Here is a 19,354-nt window from a genome sequence, read left to right as displayed (position 1 = left end):
ATCCTGTATCGGTTTTTTATTTTCCGTTTTCCGCGCTGATGTCGCCGTCACGAGTGAGCCACCAGGCCCCCAGAATCGGAAACATCGTCACCAGCATGACCAGCAGCGCGACGACGTTAGTGACCGGGACATCGCGCGGGCGCCCGAGCTGATTAAGCAACCAGAGCGGCAGCGTACGCTCGTGCCCGGCGGTAAACGTGGTCACGATAATTTCATCAAACGACAGAGCAAACGCCAGCATTCCCCCCGCCAGCAGCGCCGATCCCAGATTGGGCAGTACCACGTAACGAAAGGTTTGCCCGCCGGTTGCGCCTAAATCCATCGACGCTTCCACCAGACTCCATGAAGTGCGGCGAAAGCGGGCAATCACGTTGTTAAATACCACGACCACGCAGAAGGTCGCGTGTCCCACGACGATAGTCAGCAGCCCGGGTTCCAGATTGACGGCCTTAAAGGCGGTCAGCAGCGCAAGCCCGGTAATAATGCCGGGCAGCGCAATCGGTAATAGCAGCAGTAGCGACACGGCGTTTTTGCCAAAAAACCTACTGCGCCACAGCGCACCTGCAGCCAGCGTGCCAAGTACGAGAGCGATGGCGGTCGACAGCGCGGCGATTTTAAGTGACAACGTCACGGAATCGATAATATCGCTACGCCCCGCCGCTTCGCTAAACCAGCGCAGCGTCAGGCCTGCAGGCGGAAAGCTGAAGGCGGCGTCTTCGGTATTGAATGCGTAGAGAGCGATAATCAGCAGCGGGAAATGCAGGAATATCACGCCACCCCAGGTGGCGACCTTCAGGAATAGCGGTGCGCGATCAGAGTGCATCAAATGCTCCCAGACGTTTCACGAACGCCAGATAGAGGGCAATCAGTACAATGGGCACCAGGGTAAACGCCGCCGCCATCGGCATGTTGCCAATCGCCCCCTGCTGGGAATAGACCATATTGCCGATAAAGAATCCCGGCGGCCCCACCAGCTGCGGCACGATAAAATCGCCCAGCGTCAGGGAGAAGGTAAAAATGGACCCCGCCGCAATGCCGGGGATCGCTAACGGCAGCACCACATAGCGAAAGGTCTGGCGCGGACGGGCGCCAAGATCGGCGGAAGCCTGCAGCAATGAAGACGGCAGGCGTTCCAGCGCCGCCTGCACAGGCAGGATCATAAACGGCAGCCAGATATAGACGAACACCAGGAAGCGCCCCAGCCCAGAGGTCGACAGCGTATTGCCGCCGACCGCCGGGATCGTCAGCACCATGCTCAGTACGCTTTCCAGACCAAGATGGCGCAGGAACCACTGGGCGACGCCATCTTTAGCCAGCAGCAGCGTCCAGGCATAGGCTTTGACGATATAGCTCGCCCACATCGGCAGCATCACGGCGATATAGAAAAAGGCTTTCATCTTGCCACGGGTATAGCGGGCCATATACCAGGCCATGGGCAGTGCCAGAATCGCGCTGGCGACGGTCACCGATAGCGCCATCACCAGCGTGCGCACAATAATGTCGTAGTTAGCCGGATTAAACAGCGCGCGCAGATTGGCCAGCGTCAGGTCGTTGGTGACCGACATGGTGAAATCATCAAAGGTATAGAAACTTTGCCACAAAAGGGTCAACAACGACCCCAGATAGACAATGCCAAACCACATGAGCGGCCCCAGCAGTAGCAGAAACAGAGCCAGCGAGGGATGACGCCAGAAGGTGCCGGCCAGGCGTCCGCCTCCGGCAGAGGGTATCGCCATCGTCATATCACCCTCCGCTCTCCAGGGGGACCATCGCCGCACGCGACCATGAAGCCAGCACCTGTTGCCCTACCGGAGGGGCGTTCAGCGCAGCCTGACCATCGACATTCGCCTGACTCACCAGCAGCTTCTCGCCGTCAGCCAGCTTCAGCTCGACGCGCGTGGCGGCGCCCATATACTGCACCGCCTGCACGATCCCCTGAATCTGCACCTCCCCGCCGGCATTCAGCCGAATATGCTCCGGACGCAGCGACCAGGCGCCCGTCATCGCGCACAGCTTCTGCGCCAGCTCGCTGCTAAACACGTTGGCGGTACCGACAAACCCGGCGACAAACGCCGTTCTTGGCCGCAAATAGAGATCCTGAGGCGCATCAACCTGCTCAATGCGTCCCTGATTAAAGACCGCCACGCGGTCAGACATCGACAGGGCCTCTCCCTGATCGTGGGTCACAAAAATGAAGGTGATGCCCAGCGCCTGCTGCAGTTTTTTCAGCTCCAGCTGCATCTGTTCGCGCAGTTTTAGATCCAGTGCCCCCAGCGGTTCATCCAGCAGCAGGACCCTTGGCTGATTCACCAGCGCCCGGGCGATGGCTACCCGCTGGCGCTGGCCGCCGGAAAGCTGAGAAGGCTTGCGCGCATGCACAAAAGCGAGCGCCACCTTCTCCAGCGCCTCCTGCGCACGGGCGTGGCGCTCCTTTTTGCCGATCCCCTTAACCATCAACCCGTAGGCGACGTTATCGAGTACCGACATATGAGGAAACAGCGCATAATCCTGGAAAACGGTATTCACATCGCGCTGCCAGGGCGGCAGCGCGCTGGCCGGTTGGCCAAAAATACGTATCGTTCCGCCCGAAAGCTGTTCAAATCCGGCAATCAGGCGCAGGCAGGTGGTTTTGCCGGAGCCAGATGGCCCCAGCATAGAGAAAAACTCGCCGTCGCGAATAGCGATGCTGACGCCATCCACCGCCCGCACGTCGCCGTACAGGCGCGAAACATTATCCAGCTCTACCGCGTGCATGTTCTTCGCCTCCGGCGACTTAACGACCGCCCATAATCGCGATGTAATCCTGCGTCCAGCGGCTGTAGGGGACGAATTTCCCGCCTTCGGCAACCGGCGTTTTCCAGAACGCAATTTTGGCGAATTCGTTGTAACCATTGGTTTCGCAGCCTTTATCCCCGAGCAGCGCGCTGGCTTTGCAACCCGCAGGTACGACCGGCAGCGAACCAAACCAGGCGGCGACATCCCCCTGCACTTTCGGGGTGAGCGACCAGTTCATCCATTTATAAGCGCAAACCGGATGTTTAGCATCGCTGTGCAGCATAGTGGTATCCGCCCAGCCGGTGACGCCCTCTTTCGGAAAAACGGTGGCAATCGGCTGGCCTTCCGCTTTCAGACCGTTGGCCTGATAGGGCCAGGCGCTGGAGGCCACCACACCTTCGTTTTTAAAATCGCTCATCTGCACGGTGGTATCGTGCCAGTAGCGGTGGATCAGCGGGTGCTGTTCGCGCAGGACTTTCAGCACCGCCTGATACTGCGCTTCAGTAAGTTGATAGGGATCATTAATACCCAGCTGCGGCTGAGTGGCTTTAACGAATAGCGCGGCGTCGGCAATATAAATGGGCCCATCATAAGCCTGTACGCGGCCCTGATTGGTTTTTCCGTCCGGCAGATTTTGTTTTACGAACACCACGCTCCAGCTATCCGGCGGCGTCGGGAAGGTTTTGCTGTTGTACATCAGCAGGTTTGGCCCCCACTGGTATGGAGTGCCGTAGACCTGTCCGCCGACGTTAAACCACGCGCCTTTTTCCACGCGCGGGTCGAGGGAGTGCCAGTTAGCAATCAGCGCAGTGTTAATCGGCTGCACGCGCTTACCCATAATCAGGCGCAGCGAAGCGTCGCCGGACGCGGTGACCAGGTCATAGCCTCCTTTTGCCATCAGGCTGACCATCTCATCGGACGTGGCGGCGGTTTTGACATTAACCTGACAGCCGGACTCTTTTTCAAACTGGCTCACCCAGTCGTAGCTTTTATCGGTTTGTCCCCGCTCGATATATCCCGGCCAGGCAATAATATCGAGACGACCTTCGCCTTTATCGAGAGAAGTCGGCGGCTCGGCGGCCTGCGCCGTCAGGAAAACCATCCCCAGCACGCAAAGGCTGCCACGGGCAATTTTTTTGCTCATCGGGTCATACTCCTGTCACAAGAAAATGAGCGGCAGCCGTGCCGTAAAAATATCTTCCTTCATAACAGTAGACGGCGCGCCTGGGGCCCCCGGGGAAATTTATTCAGGTTGTGACAAGGGGCGCATTACGCAAAAAACGGCATACACGGAATAACTTTATGGATTATAGACAAGGAGTTAGCGAGGCAATACGACTATGCGAATTTCCTATGGTTGGCATCAGTAAAATAATAACCCACCTGTTCGCCGGCTTATTTTTCGGCCCGGTATCACTGGCGGGAAATAAATAACGCTAAGCCAGCATTTCGCGAATCAGTTCGCCCAGGCGTTTAACCCCCAGCTCCTCTTTTTCGCCCCAGCCCCACGCGGTATTAAAGCGGAAGAATGAAGTCCAGCTGGCGGTGGTGGAAAACATTTTCCCCGGCGCAATGCTGATGTTATACGCCAGCGCGCGGGCGCTCAGCTCCCCCGCATCGGCTCCGGCGGGAAGCTCAAGCCAGAGAAAATAACCGCTATCGCTATGATGAATTTTTACCTCTGCGGGAAGATGGCGCAGCAGGGCCTGCCAGGCCAGCTGTTTGCGCTCGGCAAGCTGGCGGCGTAAACGGCGCAGGTGGGCATCGTAGCGTTTAGTCGAAAGGTAATCGACCAGCGCCAGCTGCATTGGCGAACTGGTGGAGAGCGTACTCATCAGCTGTAGCTGCTGGATCCGTCGGGCGTGCTTGCCCGCCGCCACCCAGCCGATACGGAACCCGGGTACCAGACATTTGGAGAAGGAGCTGCAGTGCAGCGTCATATCGTCGCGATCCCAGTATTTTGCCGGCAGCGGTTTCTCACGACCAAAGTAGAGCTCGCTGTAAACATCATCTTCAATCAGCATCACGTTATAGCGCGCCAGCAGCGCCACCAGCCGCGCTTTTTTCTCCGCGCTGAGGGTAAAGCCGAGCGGGTTTTGCCCATTGGTCATCAGCCAGCAGGCTTTCACCGGATAGCTCTGTAGCGCCTGCTCCAGCGCGGCGAGATCGATCCCCTCTTTAACATCCGTGGCCACCGATAGCGCTTTCAGGCGCAATCTTTCAAGAGCCTGCAGCGCCCCGTAGAAGCAGGGATTTTCCACCACCACCCAATCGCCCGGTTCGGTGACGGCCTGCAGACTAAGGTTCAGCGCTTCCAGCGCGCCGGCGGTGATCACGATGTCGTCCGGCGAGATATTCATTCCCTGCAGCGCGTAGCGCCGGGCAATCGCATGGCGCAGTTCATCGTTCCCCGGCGGCAGGTTTTCAATCACGCTCATGGCGGTTGCGGTTTTGCTCACCTGCGCCAGCGAGCGGTTGAGCTGCGGTAAGGGGAATAGTCGCGGATCGGGAAAAGCCGAGGCGAAGGGCAACATAGAGGCCTGGCGGCTGGCCTGCAGCACTTCAAAGATATAAGTGTTGATATCAACCGCTTCATCACGCGTTACCTGGGCGGGCGGCGCGGGCTGCCGCGGTTTAGTGGGCTGCGGCGCGACATAATAGCCGGACTGCGGACGGGCGATGATGCGTCCCTGGCTCTCCAGTAGCTGATAGGCGTGGCTGACGGTCATAAAACTCATTCCGCTGCTTACCACCTGTTCGCGCAGCGAGGGCAACCTGTCGCCGGGTAACCACACCCCAAGCGCGATCTGTTCGGTAATCTGCTGCGCCAGCCGCTGGTACTTTTTCATCCGTCGATCCGTGTAGCTATTCGTAGGGTCAATTATATATCAGATGAGAAATAATGGCAGTTTATAAAAACTGTTATGGTGTGTAGTGAAAATAATATCTTACCGGAGGCGTTGCTGGCGCATCTATCCGGGCTAGCGGACCGCAGACGGCTGGGAGCCCGTAGCCCGGCTAAGCGCAGCGCAGACCGGGAGAGCGCCATTCTGCGTTTTGCCAAAAGGTCATAACAGACCCCAACTGTTATAGGGAAAAACAGCGTTTCTGTTCCTGCAACCCGTTATCAACGAAGCCTAGAATTGCGCTGAGTCAATTTTGTTGCGGAGTTCTGCATGTTCGGTCTTGATGCATTCCACCTGGCGCGGATCCAGTTCGCTTTCACCGTGTCATTTCATATTATCTTCCCCGCCATCACCATCGGGTTAGCCAGCTACCTGGTGGTACTGGAAGGCTTATGGTTAAAAACCAAAAACCCGACCTGGCGTTCGCTGTACCACTTCTGGTCAAAAATCTTCGCCGTTAACTTCGGCATGGGGGTCGTCTCCGGCCTGGTGATGGCCTACCAATTCGGTACCAACTGGAGCGGATTCTCGGAATTCGCCGGGAGCATTACCGGCCCGCTGCTGACCTATGAGGTTCTGACCGCCTTCTTCCTTGAGGCCGGATTCCTCGGCGTGATGCTGTTCGGCTGGAACCGTGTCGGACCTGGCCTGCACTTTTTCGCCACCTGTATGGTCGCGCTGGGGACGATTATCTCCACCTTCTGGATCCTTGCATCTAATAGCTGGATGCAAACGCCGCAGGGATTTGAGATCGTCAATGGTCAGGTGGTGCCGGTGGACTGGCTGGCGGTGATTTTTAACCCGTCTTTCCCTTACCGCCTGCTGCATATGTCGGTGGCGGCTTTCCTCAGCAGCGCGCTGTTCGTCGGCGCGTCGGCAGCCTGGCACCTGCTGCGAGGGAACAATACCCCCGCCGTCCGCGCGATGTTCTCCATGGCGCTGTGGATGACGCTGATTGTCGCCCCCATTCAGGCGCTGATTGGCGATATGCACGGGCTGAATACGTTGAAACACCAGCCGGCCAAAATCGCCGCCATTGAAGGACACTGGGAGAACGCGCCCGGAGAGCCCACCCCGCTGCTGCTGTTCGGCTGGCCGGATATGCAGCAGGAGCGTACCCGCTATGGCCTGGAGATCCCGGCTCTCGGCAGCCTGATTCTCACCCACAGCCTGGATAAGCAGGTGCCGGCGCTGAAGGAGTTCGCCCCGGAAGATCGCCCTGACTCCACCATCGTATTCTGGTCCTTCCGCCTGATGGCCGGGCTCGGCATGCTGATGATCCTGCTGGGCGCGCTGGCCTTGTGGCTACGCTATCGCGGCCGCCTCTATCACAGCAGGCCCTTTTTACGCTTTGCGCTATGGATGGGACCTTCGGGACTTATCGCGATTCTGGCGGGCTGGGTGACCACCGAAGTGGGCCGCCAGCCGTGGGTCGTCTATGGCGTTCAGCGCACCGCTGATGCCGTCTCCGCTCACGGCGACCTGCATATGTCGATCAGTCTGCTGACTTTTATCGTTGTCTACGGTTCGGTGTTCGGCGTCGGCTACAGCTATATGCTACGCCTGATTCGCAAAGGTCCGCAGACCGCGCAGCCACCGGCCTCCGGTACGCCAGCGCGTCCACTCTCCGCCGCTACGGGCCATGAACAGCAGAAGGAGTTCCGCTAATGGGTATCGATTTATCGGTTATTTGGTTTGTTATCATTGTCTTCGCCACCCTGATGTATATCGTAATGGATGGCTTTGACCTGGGCATTGGCATTTTATTCACCACTACCCGGGACACGGCGGACCGCGACGTGATGGTAAACAGCGTCGCCCCGGTCTGGGACGGCAATGAAACCTGGCTGGTGCTTGGCGGCGCGGGGCTGTTTGGCGCATTTCCTCTGGCCTACGCGGTCATTATCGATGCGCTGGCGATCCCGCTCACCCTGATGTTGATCGGTCTTATTTTTCGCGGCGTTGCCTTTGAATTTCGCTTTAATGCGACGCCATCGCATCGTCCATTCTGGGATCGCGCTTTTATGGTCGGTTCCCTTCTGGCCACCTTCACCCAGGGCATGGTGGTCGGAGCGGTGATCAACGGTTTCCCGGTCAACGGCCGCAGCTTCAGCGGCGGGATGTTTGACTGGTTTACGCCGTTTACCCTGTTCTGCGGCCTGGGGCTATGCGTTGCCTACGCGCTGCTGGGTGCCAGCTGGCTGGTGATGAAAAGCGAAAATGCGCTCCACCGCAATATGCGCATGACCGCGCGCGGCTTGCTGTTGGCGCTGCTGGCGGTCATTGTCGCCATCAGCATCTGGACGCCGCTGGCGCAACCGGCCATCGCCCGGCGCTGGTTTAGCCTGCCTGACCTATTCTTCCTGCTGCCGGTACCGCTGCTGGTGGCGGCGATCGGCGCCTGGCTCTGGCGAACGCTTCGCAACAGCGCCAGCCACCTGCTGCCTTTTACTCTCACGCTGGGGCTGATCTTCCTCGGCTTTAGCGGGCTGGGGATCAGTATCTGGCCGCATATTATTCCGCCGGACATTACCCTCTGGCAGGCCGCCGCGCCGCCGCAAAGCCAGGGCTTTATGCTGGTTGGCGCGCTGCTTATTCTGCCGGTGATCCTCGGCTACACCTTCTGGAGCTACTACGTTTTTCGCGGCAAAGTTCAACACGGCGAGGGGTATCACTGATGCAACGAGTATGGCTTAAGCGAGCGGTATGGATGATAGTGCTGTGGGGAGGCAGCGTGCTGGCGCTGGGAGCGGTGAGCATGGGGTTTCGGCTTCTGATGACGGCCGCCGGGCTGAAGGTTTGAGCCGCCCGTAACGTCATTTTAGTCGGCCCGACGGCTCCACCGTCGGGCTTTTTTTCGCCATCCGTCAGGGAGCGCTGACAAAAGCTTTTCCCATCTTTGATAAACGCGGAAATAAGCTCAACAACTCCCTGGCATAGTAGCCCCACTCACCGACAGAAGGGAAAAGATATGCTCAGAAGATACGTTTCAGCGCTACTGCTGGTGTGCGCCCTGTTTTCCGGCCACGTGCTGGCCCACCAGCACGGACACGATTTCTTCCCGGTACAGGGCCTCGAGCAGCAGCTACAGCACGAAGCCGATAGCGATGAGCTACGCAGCCAGAGCGAAGAAGCCGCGTCCGATCTGCGCGAACATCACCGCTGGCAAAATGCGCGAAAGCCGAAAATGCACTTCTATCCCTAAGACCTGTCAGTCATCAGGCGCCCTTGCGTTTCGGCAGGGTTTTTATAAGCTCATCCGGGCTGACGGACGCCACGATGCTGCCCGGTAGCGGCATTTTAAGGATATGATTTTTTATCTTACCGACGACGTGCATTTCGCAGGGGCGGCAGTCAAATTTCAGCGTCAACACTTCATCGCCGTGAATCAACTGCATCGGCGTGGCTTTCCAGCTTTTAATCGACCCTTTAGCCTGTTTCGGACACAGATTAAAAGCAAAGCGCAGGCAGTGCTTAGTGATCATGACCGGCACATCGCCCTTCTCCTGATGCGCTTCATAGGCGGCATCGATCAGCTGCACGCCGTAACGCTGGTAAAACTCGCGCGCCTTATGGTTGTAGACGTTCGCCAGAAACGACAGGTGCGCTTCCGGATAGACCGGCGGCGGGACGGAAACCGGCTTGCGGCAGCCGCGCACCACGGCTTTCAGCCGCGCGTCATCCAGCATATCTACGGTTTCCCGACGCAGCTGGTTCAACAGGCTGTTCGGCACGAATAGCGCACCCGGCAGGTTAATTTCCATGTTGCGCGAGTAGTAAAGGGTCTGGCCCAGCTTCGCCAGGCCGTCGCGCAGATTCGTCAGCGCTTTCTCCGCCTGGGTCGCTTCGGCAAAATCGCCGTCCAGAGTATGGGTGACGCTGACGCCCTCCTCGCTGGTCATGGTTAAGACCAGCTGTTCCTGCCAACCGCTCAGTTCGATATCCACCGCGATGCGACGCTCGCTGGAGGTTTTTAGCAGCGCCTGCTGCCAGTTATGATCGAGGTTGCGGTTTAGCGGCTGATGCGGGCGCACTTTGTGTAAATCCGCGGGCATCTCGTTCGGCCATACGCGGTAGCGATTTTCGCCCGTTTTTTCAACCGTGTTGGCGCGAAAGCCAACAACCTCACGTTTGATCATCACGTTCAGGCCGTCGCCGTTGGTCAGGACTTCGCTCACCTCAACGTCGAGAAAATCCTTGCCGACTTTCAGCACTTCACCCACCGGCAGGCCAATAAACTTCGGCGAATCAAACGCGCCGATATCGCCTTTGCGGGCGTTGACAAAATAGTCGGTGCTGCCGCGATGGAAGGTTTTATCCGTGGACGGGATGAAGAAGTGCTCCGTACGTCCCAACGACGAGCGGGCCAGATCGCCGCGATCTTCAATGATGGCGTCAAGCATCTGGCGATAATGCGCGGTAATATTCTTCACATAGCTCATGTCTTTGTAGCGTCCCTCAATCTTAAAGGAACGCACTCCGGCATCGATCAGCGCGGCCAGGTTGGCGGTCTGATCGTTGTCTTTCATCGACAGCAAATGCTTTTCATAGGCCACCACGCGGCCCTGGTCATCTTTCAGGGTATAGGGCAGACGGCAGGCCTGCGAGCAGTCGCCGCGGTTGGCGCTGCGCCCGGTCTGAGCATGGGAAATATTGCACTGACCGGAATAGGCCACGCACAGCGCTCCGTGGATAAAGAATTCGATGGTCGCGTCGGTATTATCGTAAATCGCTTTGATCTGCTGAAGATTCAGCTCGCGGGCGAGGACGATTTGGCTGAAGCCGACATCGGAAAGAAATTTCGCTTTCTCCACGCTGCGAATATCGCACTGGGTGCTGGCATGCAGCTCAATCGGCGGAATATCCAGCTCCAGCACGCCCATATCCTGGACAATCAGCGCGTCCACGCCGGTTTCGTACAGATCGGTTATCAGACGTTGCGCCGGTTCCAGTTCATCATCATGAAGAATGGTGTTCAGGGTCACGAACACCTTCGCGCCGTAGCGGTGAGCAAATGGCACCAGTCCGGCGATGTCGCTCAGGCTATTGCTGGCGTTGTGACGCGCGCCGAAGCCCGGTCCGCCGATATAGACCGCATCCGCGCCGTGTAAAATCGCTTCACGGGCGATCCCGGCATCGCGGGCAGGACTCAATAGTTCAAGATGATGGTTTTGCAGGCGCATACGCTCGTCGTTATCCATTATAGGGGGTCGAAATGGCGGCTATTGTAGTCAGAACTGCGCGCAGACCAAAACATTTTCCACCGCCGCCGCAGGGGGAATTTTCACTTTTCAGCAAAGTATTGAAGGAAAAGATATTTCCCACAAAAAGCGCCTGAGGATACAGTCATCGCGTATTCCGGATTTTCCTCGTCACGTTGTGATTTGTTGTCTCAGTCATTTGCCTGGCCGCGAGTTTGCTCGCGGCTTTTTTATTGTGCTTTTGGGTAGTGGATCAGCGAATGGAAATGGGCGGTCTTTGCGCCGCTATTGCGGTAGGCGTGCGCTAAATCACCGGCGAAACGCCGCCCTTCCCCTGGCTGCAGCGACAGCCACTCGCCCTGCAGGCACAGATCCAGCACGCCGCTAATCACCACCACATGTTCGATAACCCCTTCCTCGTGCGGCGTGGACTCGCTTAGCGCGCCGGGCGCCAGGGTAATGGAGAAGTGATCGAAACGCAGCACCGGGTCCCAGGGAAAAACAGGCGTCACAACCATCGCCTGCTGCTGCGGGTCGAAGGCGGCTGGTTCAGCGCTATCATCGGCGATAATAAAGGCGGAAAACGGTACGTTCAGGCCGGTGGCAATTTTCCACAGCGTCGCCACGGTCGGACTGGATTCGTTACGTTCAATCTGGCCCAGCATGGCTTTCGATACGCCGGTTTCTTCCGCCAGGCGCGACAGGCTCCAGCCGCGCTGCTGGCGCAGCGTTTTTAGCGTCGCCGACAGATGTTGCGCAATATTCATTCAACCTCCCAATAATCTCTTAGGGAATTATACGCACATTTGCCTGATTCTACAGGGTAACGACATCATCCGCCCCCTCTTCGCAGCCCTGTACTGGCCCGGCGGTGGTGAAAGGTAGTTGTGCGCTATAACGCACAATGCTACATTACAAAGACCGTTATAACGCACAAGGTAATGTTTATGCGCTCTTTTACTCTGCCTTTTCCGACTCTGCTTGCCGGTTTTGTCGCGGTCTTAGTCGGCTACGCCAGTTCTGCCGCCATTATCTGGCAGGCAGCGGCGGCGGCAGGCGCCGATGCTTCGCAAATCGCCGGCTGGATGACCGCCTTAGGCCTGGGAATGGGTGTGAGTACCCTGGCGCTCACCTTATGGCGAAAGGTACCAATCCTGACGGCGTGGTCAACGCCCGGGGCGGCGCTGCTGGTTAGCGGCCTGCACGGCGTCACGCTGGCGCAGGCGATTGGCGTGTTTATCTTTGCTAACGGCTTAATCGTACTGTGCGGCGTAACCGGTCTGTTTGCCCGGCTGATGAAAATCATTCCCCATTCGCTGGCGGCGGCGATGCTGGCCGGTATTTTGCTGCGTTTTGGTATGCAGGCTTTCTCCAGCCTGCAGGGCAATCTGCTGCTATGCGGCAGCATGTTAGCCGCCTGGCTGATATGCAAAGTCTGCCTTCCCCGATTTGCCGTGGTGGCCGCCCTACTGGCGGGAAGCGCGGTGGCCGCCCTCAGCGGAGATGTGACAGGGTCACATATCAGCTGGCGCTTTGTCGCCCCCGCTTTTATCGCTCCTGAATTTACGCCCGCGCTGCTGCTTAGCGTCGGCGTACCCTTTTTCCTTGTTACCATGGCTTCGCAGAATGCCCCCGGCTTTGCTACCCTGCAGGCTTCGGGCTATCGGGTTCCGGCTTCATCGCTGATCGTGGCGACCGGCGGTCTGGCGCTGCTGCTGTCGCCGTTTGGCGTCTACTCGATCTGTATCGCCGCGATTACGGCCGCGATTTGCCAAAGCCCGGAAGCCCATCCGGACCCGCAAAAGCGCTGGCTCGCGGCGGCGGCGGCGGGCGTTTTTTATCTGCTGGCGGGAATCTTCGGCGGCTCCATCACTTCGTTGATGTCGGCGCTGCCGGCGGCATGGATCCAGATGCTTGCCGGACTGGCGCTGCTGGGCACCATCGGCGGCAGCCTGTTTCAGGCGCTCAATCATGAGCGTGAACGCGATGCCGCGGTGGTGACTTTTCTGGTCACCGCCAGCGGCGTGGAGCTGGCCGGTATCGGCTCTGCTTTTTGGGGGCTGGTTCTCGGCGGCGTCAGCTACGTTTTACTGTCAGCGCTGCGCCGCGCGTAGCTGCGAGGGCGTCAGGCCGGTGGCGCTTTTTACCCGATTGCTAAAGTGGCTGGCGCTGCTAAAACCGCAGGCCATAGCAATATCGGTTAACGGCAGCAGACTGCGGGTAATAAGCGCCTGCGCTTTAACCATCCGGCGCTGCATCACGTACTGATGCGGCGCCATTTTCATTGACTGGCGGAACATCCGCGCAAAATGGTATTCGCTGAGCGCCGCTTCCTGCGCCAGATCGGCAAGGGTGAGCGGCCGGTCGAGGTTCTCCTCAATCCATGCCAGCAGATTACGCAAGACGTGCGGCGCCAGGCCGCCGGTCACCGTCGGCAAACGCCACTGAACGTTTGAATAATGCTGAATCAAGTGCGTGAGCAGCAGCGTGCTGGCGGAACTCAACGTAAGGTGGTTCGCCTGCTGCTGCCAGTCGTTGTCCAGCAGAAACTGGCGATAGACAGCGGTAATTTTGTCATCGCTGGAAAAGGTTTTTTCCTGCAGCGTGAACGAAGCCGGACTACGGTCCCAAATCTGCTCGCCTACCCGGCGGAGATGTTCATCGGTGCAGTAAAGGTGGACAAAAGAGAGGTCGCCGCGAATATCCCAGGTGCTCTCATCGCCTTTCGGCATCAGGCAGAAACGGTCGGGCCCGCCGCCGTTTTTCCAGCCATGTGGCGTCTTCTGGTAGCTTTCGTAGCCATCGGCAATATACAGGCTCAGAGTGTGGTGATCGCTTTGTACCGTTATGGTATCGAGATTGTTATACCACGCCGCCAGCTGAATCCCGGAGTTGAGCTTAACCGTCTCCCGCAGCACGGCATTTTTTTGACGCAATGTTTCGAAAGTCCCGTAAGCCATAGCCTTCACAGTTCAGTTTCCGCAGATCCCTAGTCTAAGAAGAGTCGCTGACGGATACCAGCTTTCGCCCGCCGCCAACGCAAAATAAGCGCAAGAATTTGCAAGTCGGCAACACGTGGATGACAGCGCGGAGCATGGCGAGGCTGCAAAATGACGGGTACAACACTCACAGGAGAGACATTTTGAACGCATTACTCTACGGGTTAGTCGTCGTTATCTGGGGTACGACATGGATTGCTATCTTTTTGCAGCAGGGGCCGGTCGCCGCGCCGGTGTCTATTTTCTGGCGTTTTGCCGTCGCCAGCATCACCATGCTGACCATTCTGCTGTTTACCCGCCGTCTTCGCCCGCTGGCCGCCCGGGACCATCTTTTCTGCCTGCTGCAGGGCTGCTGTGTCTTCTGCTTTAATTTCTGGTGCTTCTATACCGCCGCTGCGTATATCAATACCGGGCTGGAGTCGGTGATCTTCTCCATGGCGGTGCTGTTTAACGCGATTAACAGTTTTCTCTTTTTCCGCCAGCAGCCGCCGGGCCGTTTCTGGCTGGCCGCCGCGCTGGGACTGGCGGGGATCGTAACGCTCTTCTGGGATGATTTGTGGGCCAGCGGCCTGAACGCCACGCTCCTGCTGGGTATTGCCCTCAGCGCATTAGGCACCTACGGATTTTCTCTCGGCAATATGCTCAGCCTTCGCCACCAGCGCCGCGGCCTGGAAACCTTGACCACCAACAGCTGGGCTATGCTTTACGGCACGCTGGTCATGGGCGCTATCGCCCTGGTACGCGGCGATAGTTTTGCCCCGCAGTGGACGCTAAGCTATATGGGCGCGCTGCTGTATCTGGCGGTGTTTGGCTCGGTGATCGCTTTCGGCGCCTATTTCACGCTAGTGGGGCGAATCGGCGCCAGCAAAGCCGCCTACAGTACCCTGTTATTTCCGCTCGTCGCGCTGACGATTTCCACCTTTTATGAGGGCTACGTCTGGCATAGCAACGCCGTCGCCGGGTTAGCGCTGATTCTGCTCGGCAATCTGGTGATGTTTGCTCGCCCGGAGCAGTGGCTGCTGCGGCGCAGGCTGGCCTGAGTTCGCTCGGATCGCTGCTAACGCTCGCGCTGCCGTCGAGGAGAAATGAAAAAGGCGCTATCAACCACTAGCGCCTTTATTCACGGATACGCCTGATTAACGGTTATTAGGGTCGAATTTCACCGCGTCAATCGCCATATCATCGATCACCTGCTTCAGGGTCTCGACGGTGAGCGGCGTATTTTCGTTGGACAGGTTTTTACCTTCGCCCTTACGGACCACTTTGATAACCGGCTTTTTGGTCGCCGCGTCAATCAGCTCACCTTCAAAGAACAGGTTGGTGTCCATGGTATGGTGACCGGTTGCCGCCTGGGTACCGGCGATAATCATCGCCACCGGAATCACTTCGTAGAACTGTAGACCTTCTTTGCTGGAATCCACGCCGGTGATGGCGCCGCGGAAGATCAGGCTGCGTTTCCCTGCGGTGGTAGCCAGCGGTTTACGCTCGGAAATAGCCTGTTTCATCTCTTTGTTGGTGTAATTAAGGATATCGCTGAGCGCCTTTTCGCCAACCTGGGTCGTCGGCTTAGGGACCGGATAATAGGTGATGGGGTTATAAACGATATTGTCATAGTTGTTCGGATTGTAATCCGCAGAAATCCAGCGCAACTCCGGTTTACCGGAAGCGGAGGTGGTTTCTTTTAAACCTGAGTAATCTTTTAAAAAACCGGAATATTGTTCAGGTTTAGCCAGTTTTGATGAACAACCGGCCAAGGCTAACAGGCCAGCGAGCGCGGCGACCTTAAAAAATAACTGAGTACGCATATAGGTTGATCCCTGTGAATACCATCTATCGGCAAGTGTTATAGCAAAAGACAGGGGTAAGTTTTGTGGCAAAAGTGGTGGTACGTCAAGTAGCGTAAAAAAATAAACCCGCCGCTGCCGGCGGGCCGTTTTTTCGTATTTATTTTATATCAACCTGATAAAAAATATGCTTGCCGAAGGGGTCGATTTCGTAACCAGAAACGTTTTTACGTACCGGTTCAAAAATAGTCGAGTGGGCAATCATCACCGCCGGCATCTGGTCGTGCATCATCTGCTGCGCCTGCAGATAGAGCGTCTCGCGTTTTTGGCGATCGGTTATCGATTTCGCCTCGGCGATGAGGTTATCGAACGGCTGATAGCACCATTTCGCCGAGTTAGAGCCGCCGTTTGCCGACTGGCAGGTAAACAACGGGCCAAAGAAGTTATCCGGGTCGCCGGTCGCGGTGGTCCAGCCCATCAGCGCCGCCTGGTGTTCACCATCCTTAACCCGCTTTAAGTATTCACCCCACTCATAGGTTGTGATCTTAGTTTGCACGCCGATTTTCGCCCAGTCGGCCTGAATCATCTCGGCCATGCGTTTGGCGTTCGGATTATAAGGACGCTGCACCGGCATCGCCCACAGGTCGATGGTTATCGGCCCGGAAACGCCCGACTCCGCCAGCAGCGCTTGCGCTTTCTGCGGGTCATACTCGTAATCTTTAAGCTGGCTATCCGCGCTCCATACCCCCGGCGGCAGCAGGTTTTTCGCCGCCGTACCGGTGCCGTGGAAGACGGCTTCAATGATCGCCGGTTTATTGATCGCCATCGCTAAGGCCTGGCGCACCTTGACGTTGTCCAGCGGCGCTTTTTGCGTATTAAACGCCAGGAAACCGGTGTTGAGACCCGCTTTGCTCATCAGATTGATCGCGTTGTTCTCTTTCATTCGCGGCAGGTCTGCCGGATTGGGGAACGGCATTACCTGGCACTCGTTTTTCTCCAGCTTGGCGTAACGCACCGAAGCGTCCGGCGTGATGCTGAAAATCAGGCGATCGATATGGGCTTTCCCCTGCCAGTATTCCGGGAAAGCGGTGAAGAGAATGCGGGAATCTTTTTGATACTGAGCGAGTTTGAACGGACCGGTGCCAATCGGGTCCATGTCCACGCGTTCTGGCGTGCCGGCTTTTAACATCGCATCGGCATATTCCGCCGATAAAATAGAGGCAAAATACCAGGCAAGATCGGCGACAAATGGCGCTTCAGGATGCGCTAATGTAAAACGCACCGTATATTCATCAGGCTTATCGATTGCGGTAATTAACTGACCAAACTCCAGGCTTTCAAAATTAGAATAATTGCCGTTGGAGACATTGTGATAAGGATGATGAGGATCTTTTTGCCGCATAAATGAAAAAATAACATCATCGGCATTAAAATCGCGGCTGGGTTTGAAATATTTATTACTCTGGAATTTAACGCCTTTACGTAAATGGAAAGTATAAACTTTGCCATCTTCGCTGACTTCCCAGCTTTCAGCCAGGCTCGGCACTAATTCCGTAGTACCGGCTTTAAAGTCAACCAGCCGGTTATAGACCGGTACCGCGCTGGCATCCACGCTGGTTCCCGAGGTATAGAGTTGAGGGTTAAAGTTTTCCGGCGATCCTTCTGAACAGTAGACCAGCGTTTTTGCGCTAATAGCTGAGCTGGCCGTCAGGGCCGCTACCGCCAGAGCAAGCGTCGTGAATCTGCGTTGCATATGTTTTCCTTTTTAATTTGTCAGCTAATGAATAGCTTGTTGTTTTCCCTTCCATACATAACACTAAAGCCTGATTGCAAACACCTGAAAACTCGAATAAAGAAGGAATCACTATGTCATCAGCCCTGGCCAGTCAATTAACCCAACGCTTCTTTCGCTATCTGGCGATAACCAGCCAAAGCGATCCGCGAGCGTCCACCCTACCCACCACCGCCGGGCAACACGCGATGGCGCAGGCCCTTGCGGATGAGCTACGCCAGCTTGGGCTGGATGACATTGTGATTGACGAACACGCCACCGTGACGGCGGTGAAAAAAGGCAATGTCCCAGACGCGCCGCGGATTGGCTTTATTACCCACATCGATACCGTTGACGTTGGTTTGTCACCGGAGATTCATCCACAAATTCTGCGCTTCACTGGTGAAGATCTCTGTTTGAACAGCGAGAAAGATATCTGGCTGCGCGTCGTCGAGCATCCGGAAATCCTCGCTTATCCCGATGAAGAGATTATTTTTAGCGACGGTACCAGCGTGCTCGGGGCGGATAACAAATCCGCCGTCACGGTGGTGATGACGGTGCTGGAAAACCTCACGGCGGAGCATCGCCACGGCGATATCGTGGTGGCCTTTGTGCCGGATGAAGAAGTGGGTCTGCGGGGAGCGAAAGCGCTGGACCTCTCGCGCTTTGCCGTCGATTTTGCGTGGACCATCGACTGCTGCGAGCTCGGCGAAATCGTCTATGAGAACTTTAACGCCGCCGCCGCGGAGATCCGTTTTACCGGCGTCACGGCCCATCCGATGTCATCAAAGGGCGTACTGGTGAACCCGCTGCTGATGGCCACCGATTACATGAGCCATTTCGATCGCCAGCAAACGCCGGAATATACGGCCGGACGCGAAGGCTACGTGTGGTTTAACGGCATCCAGGGCGATCAAAATAGCACCCTACTGCAGGCCAGCATCCGCGACTTCGATCTCGCCAGCTTTAATCGCCGCAAGCAGCAGATCGGCGAAGTGGCGCAAAAAATCGCCGCGCAGTATCCAACCGGTAAGGTGGAATTTCACGTCAGCGATACCTACAGCAACATCAGCAATGCGATTGGCGAAGATCGCCGCGCCATTGATCTGATGTTCGAAGCAATGGAAAGCTTAGGCATTACGCCGAAACCAACGCCGATGCGCGGCGGCACCGACGGCGCGGCCCTGTCGGCAAAAGGGGTGTTAACGCCAAACTTCTTCACCGGCGCGCATAACTTCCACTCGAAGTTTGAATTTCTGCCGCTGCGCGCCTTTGAAGCCTCTTATCAGACCGCGTTCCAGCTCTGCCTGTTAGCCGCGCGTTAGGCCGGTTTGCGCGCCAGCATGGTGGCGAAACGCAGTTTGATGCGATTGCCGTTGGCGTCGGTGCGGTGGAGTTCACCGACGTCTTCGTTGTACTTGAGGAACGCCCAGCCCTGGTAGTAGTGGCTAAGCTCACCCGGTTTAAAGGCGAACGGGAAGCCAACGGTGCACGGATAATCGTCGGTATCCATAGCGGCAACGATCAGATTGTAGCCGCCGGGTTTAGTACAGCGTTGCATATTGGCGATAAGACCCGGGATGGTCTGCGCATCAAGGAACATCATCACCACGGTGGAAAGAATAAAGTCATACTCGCCATCAAAGCTCAGGGCGTTAAGATCCTTAATCGCCGTCCGCAGATTCCCCAGCCCTTCCGCCTGACGAATGCTCTCAAGATTACCGATGCTGGCAGGGTTTTTGTCCCACGCGGTAACATCAAACCCGTTGGCTGCCAGATACAAGCTATTGCGACCGTTGCCGCAGCCCAGATCCAGCGCCCTGCCCGGGGCGATCAGCGTGGCGGCGTGCAGCACCTCCGAATGGGTGCGGGTCATGCCGTATTTATCGGTAAAGTAGTTTTCGTCACGAAGCGTCAT

18 protein-coding genes are annotated in these 19,354 nt (G+C 57.0%); 7 read left to right on the top strand and 11 right to left on the bottom strand.

The genetic code is table 11. The features are described from left to right. Nucleotides 1-16: 16 nt before the first annotated feature. From ACSIPU_RS00870 to ACSIPU_RS00850, 5 genes are all read right to left on the bottom strand, one after another. Nucleotides 17-823: an ABC transporter permease gene (locus ACSIPU_RS00870; RefSeq protein ID WP_049095588.1), complete on the bottom strand. Its 807-nt coding sequence runs from the start codon at nucleotides 821-823 to the stop codon at nucleotides 17-19. Then, the gene (locus tag ACSIPU_RS00865; protein ID WP_004112757.1) at nucleotides 813-1,742 is read right to left on the bottom strand and encodes an ABC transporter permease; all 930 of its coding nucleotides are present in this window, start codon (nucleotides 1,740-1,742) and stop codon (nucleotides 813-815) included. The genes ACSIPU_RS00870 and ACSIPU_RS00865 overlap by 11 nt, the downstream gene beginning before the upstream one ends. Before the next feature lies 1 nt (nucleotide 1,743). After that, the gene (locus ACSIPU_RS00860; RefSeq protein WP_004112756.1) at nucleotides 1,744-2,754 is read right to left on the bottom strand and encodes an ABC transporter ATP-binding protein; all 1,011 of its coding nucleotides are present in this window, start codon (nucleotides 2,752-2,754) and stop codon (nucleotides 1,744-1,746) included. A gap of 19 nt (nucleotides 2,755-2,773) precedes the next feature. Next, nucleotides 2,774-3,919: a putative ABC transporter substrate-binding protein YdcS gene (gene ydcS, locus ACSIPU_RS00855; RefSeq protein ID WP_004101810.1), complete on the bottom strand. Its 1,146-nt coding sequence runs from the start codon at nucleotides 3,917-3,919 to the stop codon at nucleotides 2,774-2,776. A 292-nt stretch (nucleotides 3,920-4,211) separates the two neighbouring features. Next, on the bottom strand, nucleotides 4,212-5,624 hold the full coding sequence (locus ACSIPU_RS00850; RefSeq protein ID WP_004101808.1) for an aminotransferase-like domain-containing protein: 1,413 nt from the start codon (nucleotides 5,622-5,624) through the stop codon (nucleotides 4,212-4,214). Between the two features lie 327 nt (nucleotides 5,625-5,951). Between ACSIPU_RS00850 and ACSIPU_RS00845 the strand changes: the two genes are divergently transcribed. From ACSIPU_RS00845 to ACSIPU_RS00830, 4 genes are all read left to right on the top strand, one after another. Then, nucleotides 5,952-7,349 (top strand): cytochrome ubiquinol oxidase subunit I, encoded by a 1,398-nt coding sequence (locus ACSIPU_RS00845; RefSeq protein ID WP_435321495.1) that lies wholly within the window; start codon nucleotides 5,952-5,954, stop codon nucleotides 7,347-7,349. Then, complete coding sequence (gene cydB / locus ACSIPU_RS00840) at nucleotides 7,349-8,359, top strand: cytochrome d ubiquinol oxidase subunit II (RefSeq protein WP_004101805.1); 1,011 nt, start codon at nucleotides 7,349-7,351, stop codon at nucleotides 8,357-8,359. The genes ACSIPU_RS00845 and cydB overlap by 1 nt, the downstream gene beginning before the upstream one ends. Continuing rightward, a complete protein-coding gene (locus tag ACSIPU_RS00835; protein WP_004101804.1) occupies nucleotides 8,359-8,484 on the top strand; it encodes a DUF2474 domain-containing protein in 126 nt (41 codons plus the stop codon). The genes cydB and ACSIPU_RS00835 overlap by 1 nt, the downstream gene beginning before the upstream one ends. Before the next feature lie 168 nt (nucleotides 8,485-8,652). Then, complete coding sequence (locus ACSIPU_RS00830) at nucleotides 8,653-8,886, top strand: DUF2554 family protein (protein ID WP_004101803.1); 234 nt, start codon at nucleotides 8,653-8,655, stop codon at nucleotides 8,884-8,886. 13 nt (nucleotides 8,887-8,899) lie between these two features. On the opposite strand, the gene ACSIPU_RS00825 is transcribed toward ACSIPU_RS00830, so the two are convergent. Both ACSIPU_RS00825 and ACSIPU_RS00820 read right to left on the bottom strand, forming a co-directional pair. After that, nucleotides 8,900-10,864, bottom strand: coding sequence for a peptidase U32 family protein (locus tag ACSIPU_RS00825; RefSeq protein ID WP_196558109.1), 1,965 nt, complete (start codon nucleotides 10,862-10,864; stop codon nucleotides 8,900-8,902). A 248-nt stretch (nucleotides 10,865-11,112) separates the two neighbouring features. After that, nucleotides 11,113-11,649 carry a helix-turn-helix domain-containing protein gene (locus ACSIPU_RS00820; protein ID WP_196558108.1) on the bottom strand — a complete coding sequence of 179 codons (537 nt, stop codon included), beginning with the start codon at nucleotides 11,647-11,649 and terminating at the stop codon, nucleotides 11,113-11,115. Nucleotides 11,650-11,808: 159 nt separating this feature from the next. Between ACSIPU_RS00820 and ACSIPU_RS00815 the strand changes: the two genes are divergently transcribed. Then, entirely contained in the window at nucleotides 11,809-12,996 is a 1,188-nt protein-coding gene (locus ACSIPU_RS00815) for a benzoate/H(+) symporter BenE family transporter (RefSeq protein ID WP_265785535.1), read from the top strand. Here the strand turns inward: ACSIPU_RS00815 and ACSIPU_RS00810 are convergent. Next, a complete protein-coding gene (locus ACSIPU_RS00810) occupies nucleotides 12,976-13,842 on the bottom strand; it encodes an AraC family transcriptional regulator (RefSeq protein ID WP_016807859.1) in 867 nt (288 codons plus the stop codon). The two genes, ACSIPU_RS00815 and ACSIPU_RS00810, sit on opposite strands and share 21 nt — an antisense overlap. Nucleotides 13,843-14,024: 182 nt before the next feature. On the opposite strand from ACSIPU_RS00810, the gene ACSIPU_RS00805 reads away from it, so the two are divergent. Continuing rightward, a complete protein-coding gene (locus tag ACSIPU_RS00805; protein WP_105890302.1) occupies nucleotides 14,025-14,921 on the top strand; it encodes a DMT family transporter in 897 nt (298 codons plus the stop codon). 96 nt (nucleotides 14,922-15,017) lie between these two features. On the opposite strand, the gene ACSIPU_RS00800 is transcribed toward ACSIPU_RS00805, so the two are convergent. Further along, entirely contained in the window at nucleotides 15,018-15,686 is a 669-nt protein-coding gene (locus ACSIPU_RS00800; RefSeq protein ID WP_435321492.1) for a DUF3313 domain-containing protein, read from the bottom strand. Between the two features lie 139 nt (nucleotides 15,687-15,825). Continuing rightward, on the bottom strand, nucleotides 15,826-17,418 hold the full coding sequence (locus ACSIPU_RS00795) for an ABC transporter substrate-binding protein (RefSeq protein WP_023320885.1): 1,593 nt from the start codon (nucleotides 17,416-17,418) through the stop codon (nucleotides 15,826-15,828). 113 nt (nucleotides 17,419-17,531) lie between these two features. Between ACSIPU_RS00795 and pepT the strand changes: the two genes are divergently transcribed. After that, nucleotides 17,532-18,761, top strand: a complete 1,230-nt coding sequence (pepT, locus tag ACSIPU_RS00790; RefSeq protein WP_017145962.1) for a peptidase T — start codon at nucleotides 17,532-17,534, stop codon at nucleotides 18,759-18,761. Here pepT and tehB read toward each other — a convergent pair. Then, nucleotides 18,758-19,354 carry a tellurite resistance methyltransferase TehB gene (gene tehB, locus ACSIPU_RS00785; protein WP_049095637.1) on the bottom strand — a complete coding sequence of 199 codons (597 nt, stop codon included), beginning with the start codon at nucleotides 19,352-19,354 and terminating at the stop codon, nucleotides 18,758-18,760. The two genes, pepT and tehB, sit on opposite strands and share 4 nt — an antisense overlap.

The organism is Klebsiella sp. HN106, from assembly GCF_051209435.1.
Taxonomy (GTDB): Bacteria; Pseudomonadota; Gammaproteobacteria; order Enterobacterales; family Enterobacteriaceae; genus Klebsiella; species Klebsiella oxytoca.
This window is presented reverse-complemented; position numbering and strand designations above follow the sequence as displayed.

What these genes read in the sequence shown, in the direction of transcription:
- pepT (WP_017145962.1), top strand. Translation starts at nt 17,532, where the DNA reads ATGTCATCAGCCCTGGCCAGTCAATTAACCCAACGCTTCTTTCGCTAT.
- ACSIPU_RS00810 (WP_016807859.1), bottom strand. Translation starts at nt 13,842, where the DNA reads ATGGCTTACGGGACTTTCGAAACATTGCGTCAAAAAAATGCCGTGCTG.
- ACSIPU_RS00795 (WP_023320885.1), bottom strand. Translation starts at nt 17,418, where the DNA reads ATGCAACGCAGATTCACGACGCTTGCTCTGGCGGTAGCGGCCCTGACG.
- ACSIPU_RS00870 (WP_049095588.1), bottom strand. Translation starts at nt 823, where the DNA reads ATGCACTCTGATCGCGCACCGCTATTCCTGAAGGTCGCCACCTGGGGT.
- ACSIPU_RS00865 (WP_004112757.1), bottom strand. Translation starts at nt 1,742, where the DNA reads ATGACGATGGCGATACCCTCTGCCGGAGGCGGACGCCTGGCCGGCACC.
- tehB (WP_049095637.1), bottom strand. Translation starts at nt 19,354, where the DNA reads ATGACGCTTCGTGACGAAAACTACTTTACCGATAAATACGGCATGACC.
- ACSIPU_RS00830 (WP_004101803.1), top strand. Translation starts at nt 8,653, where the DNA reads ATGCTCAGAAGATACGTTTCAGCGCTACTGCTGGTGTGCGCCCTGTTT.
- ACSIPU_RS00850 (WP_004101808.1), bottom strand. Translation starts at nt 5,624, where the DNA reads ATGAAAAAGTACCAGCGGCTGGCGCAGCAGATTACCGAACAGATCGCG.
- cydB (WP_004101805.1), top strand. Translation starts at nt 7,349, where the DNA reads ATGGGTATCGATTTATCGGTTATTTGGTTTGTTATCATTGTCTTCGCC.
- ACSIPU_RS00825 (WP_196558109.1), bottom strand. Translation starts at nt 10,864, where the DNA reads ATGCGCCTGCAAAACCATCATCTTGAACTATTGAGTCCTGCCCGCGAT.
- ACSIPU_RS00835 (WP_004101804.1), top strand. Translation starts at nt 8,359, where the DNA reads ATGCAACGAGTATGGCTTAAGCGAGCGGTATGGATGATAGTGCTGTGG.
- ACSIPU_RS00860 (WP_004112756.1), bottom strand. Translation starts at nt 2,754, where the DNA reads ATGCACGCGGTAGAGCTGGATAATGTTTCGCGCCTGTACGGCGACGTG.
- ACSIPU_RS00800 (WP_435321492.1), bottom strand. Translation starts at nt 15,686, where the DNA reads ATGCGTACTCAGTTATTTTTTAAGGTCGCCGCGCTCGCTGGCCTGTTA.
- ACSIPU_RS00845 (WP_435321495.1), top strand. Translation starts at nt 5,952, where the DNA reads ATGTTCGGTCTTGATGCATTCCACCTGGCGCGGATCCAGTTCGCTTTC.
- ydcS (WP_004101810.1), bottom strand. Translation starts at nt 3,919, where the DNA reads ATGAGCAAAAAAATTGCCCGTGGCAGCCTTTGCGTGCTGGGGATGGTT.
- ACSIPU_RS00820 (WP_196558108.1), bottom strand. Translation starts at nt 11,649, where the DNA reads ATGAATATTGCGCAACATCTGTCGGCGACGCTAAAAACGCTGCGCCAG.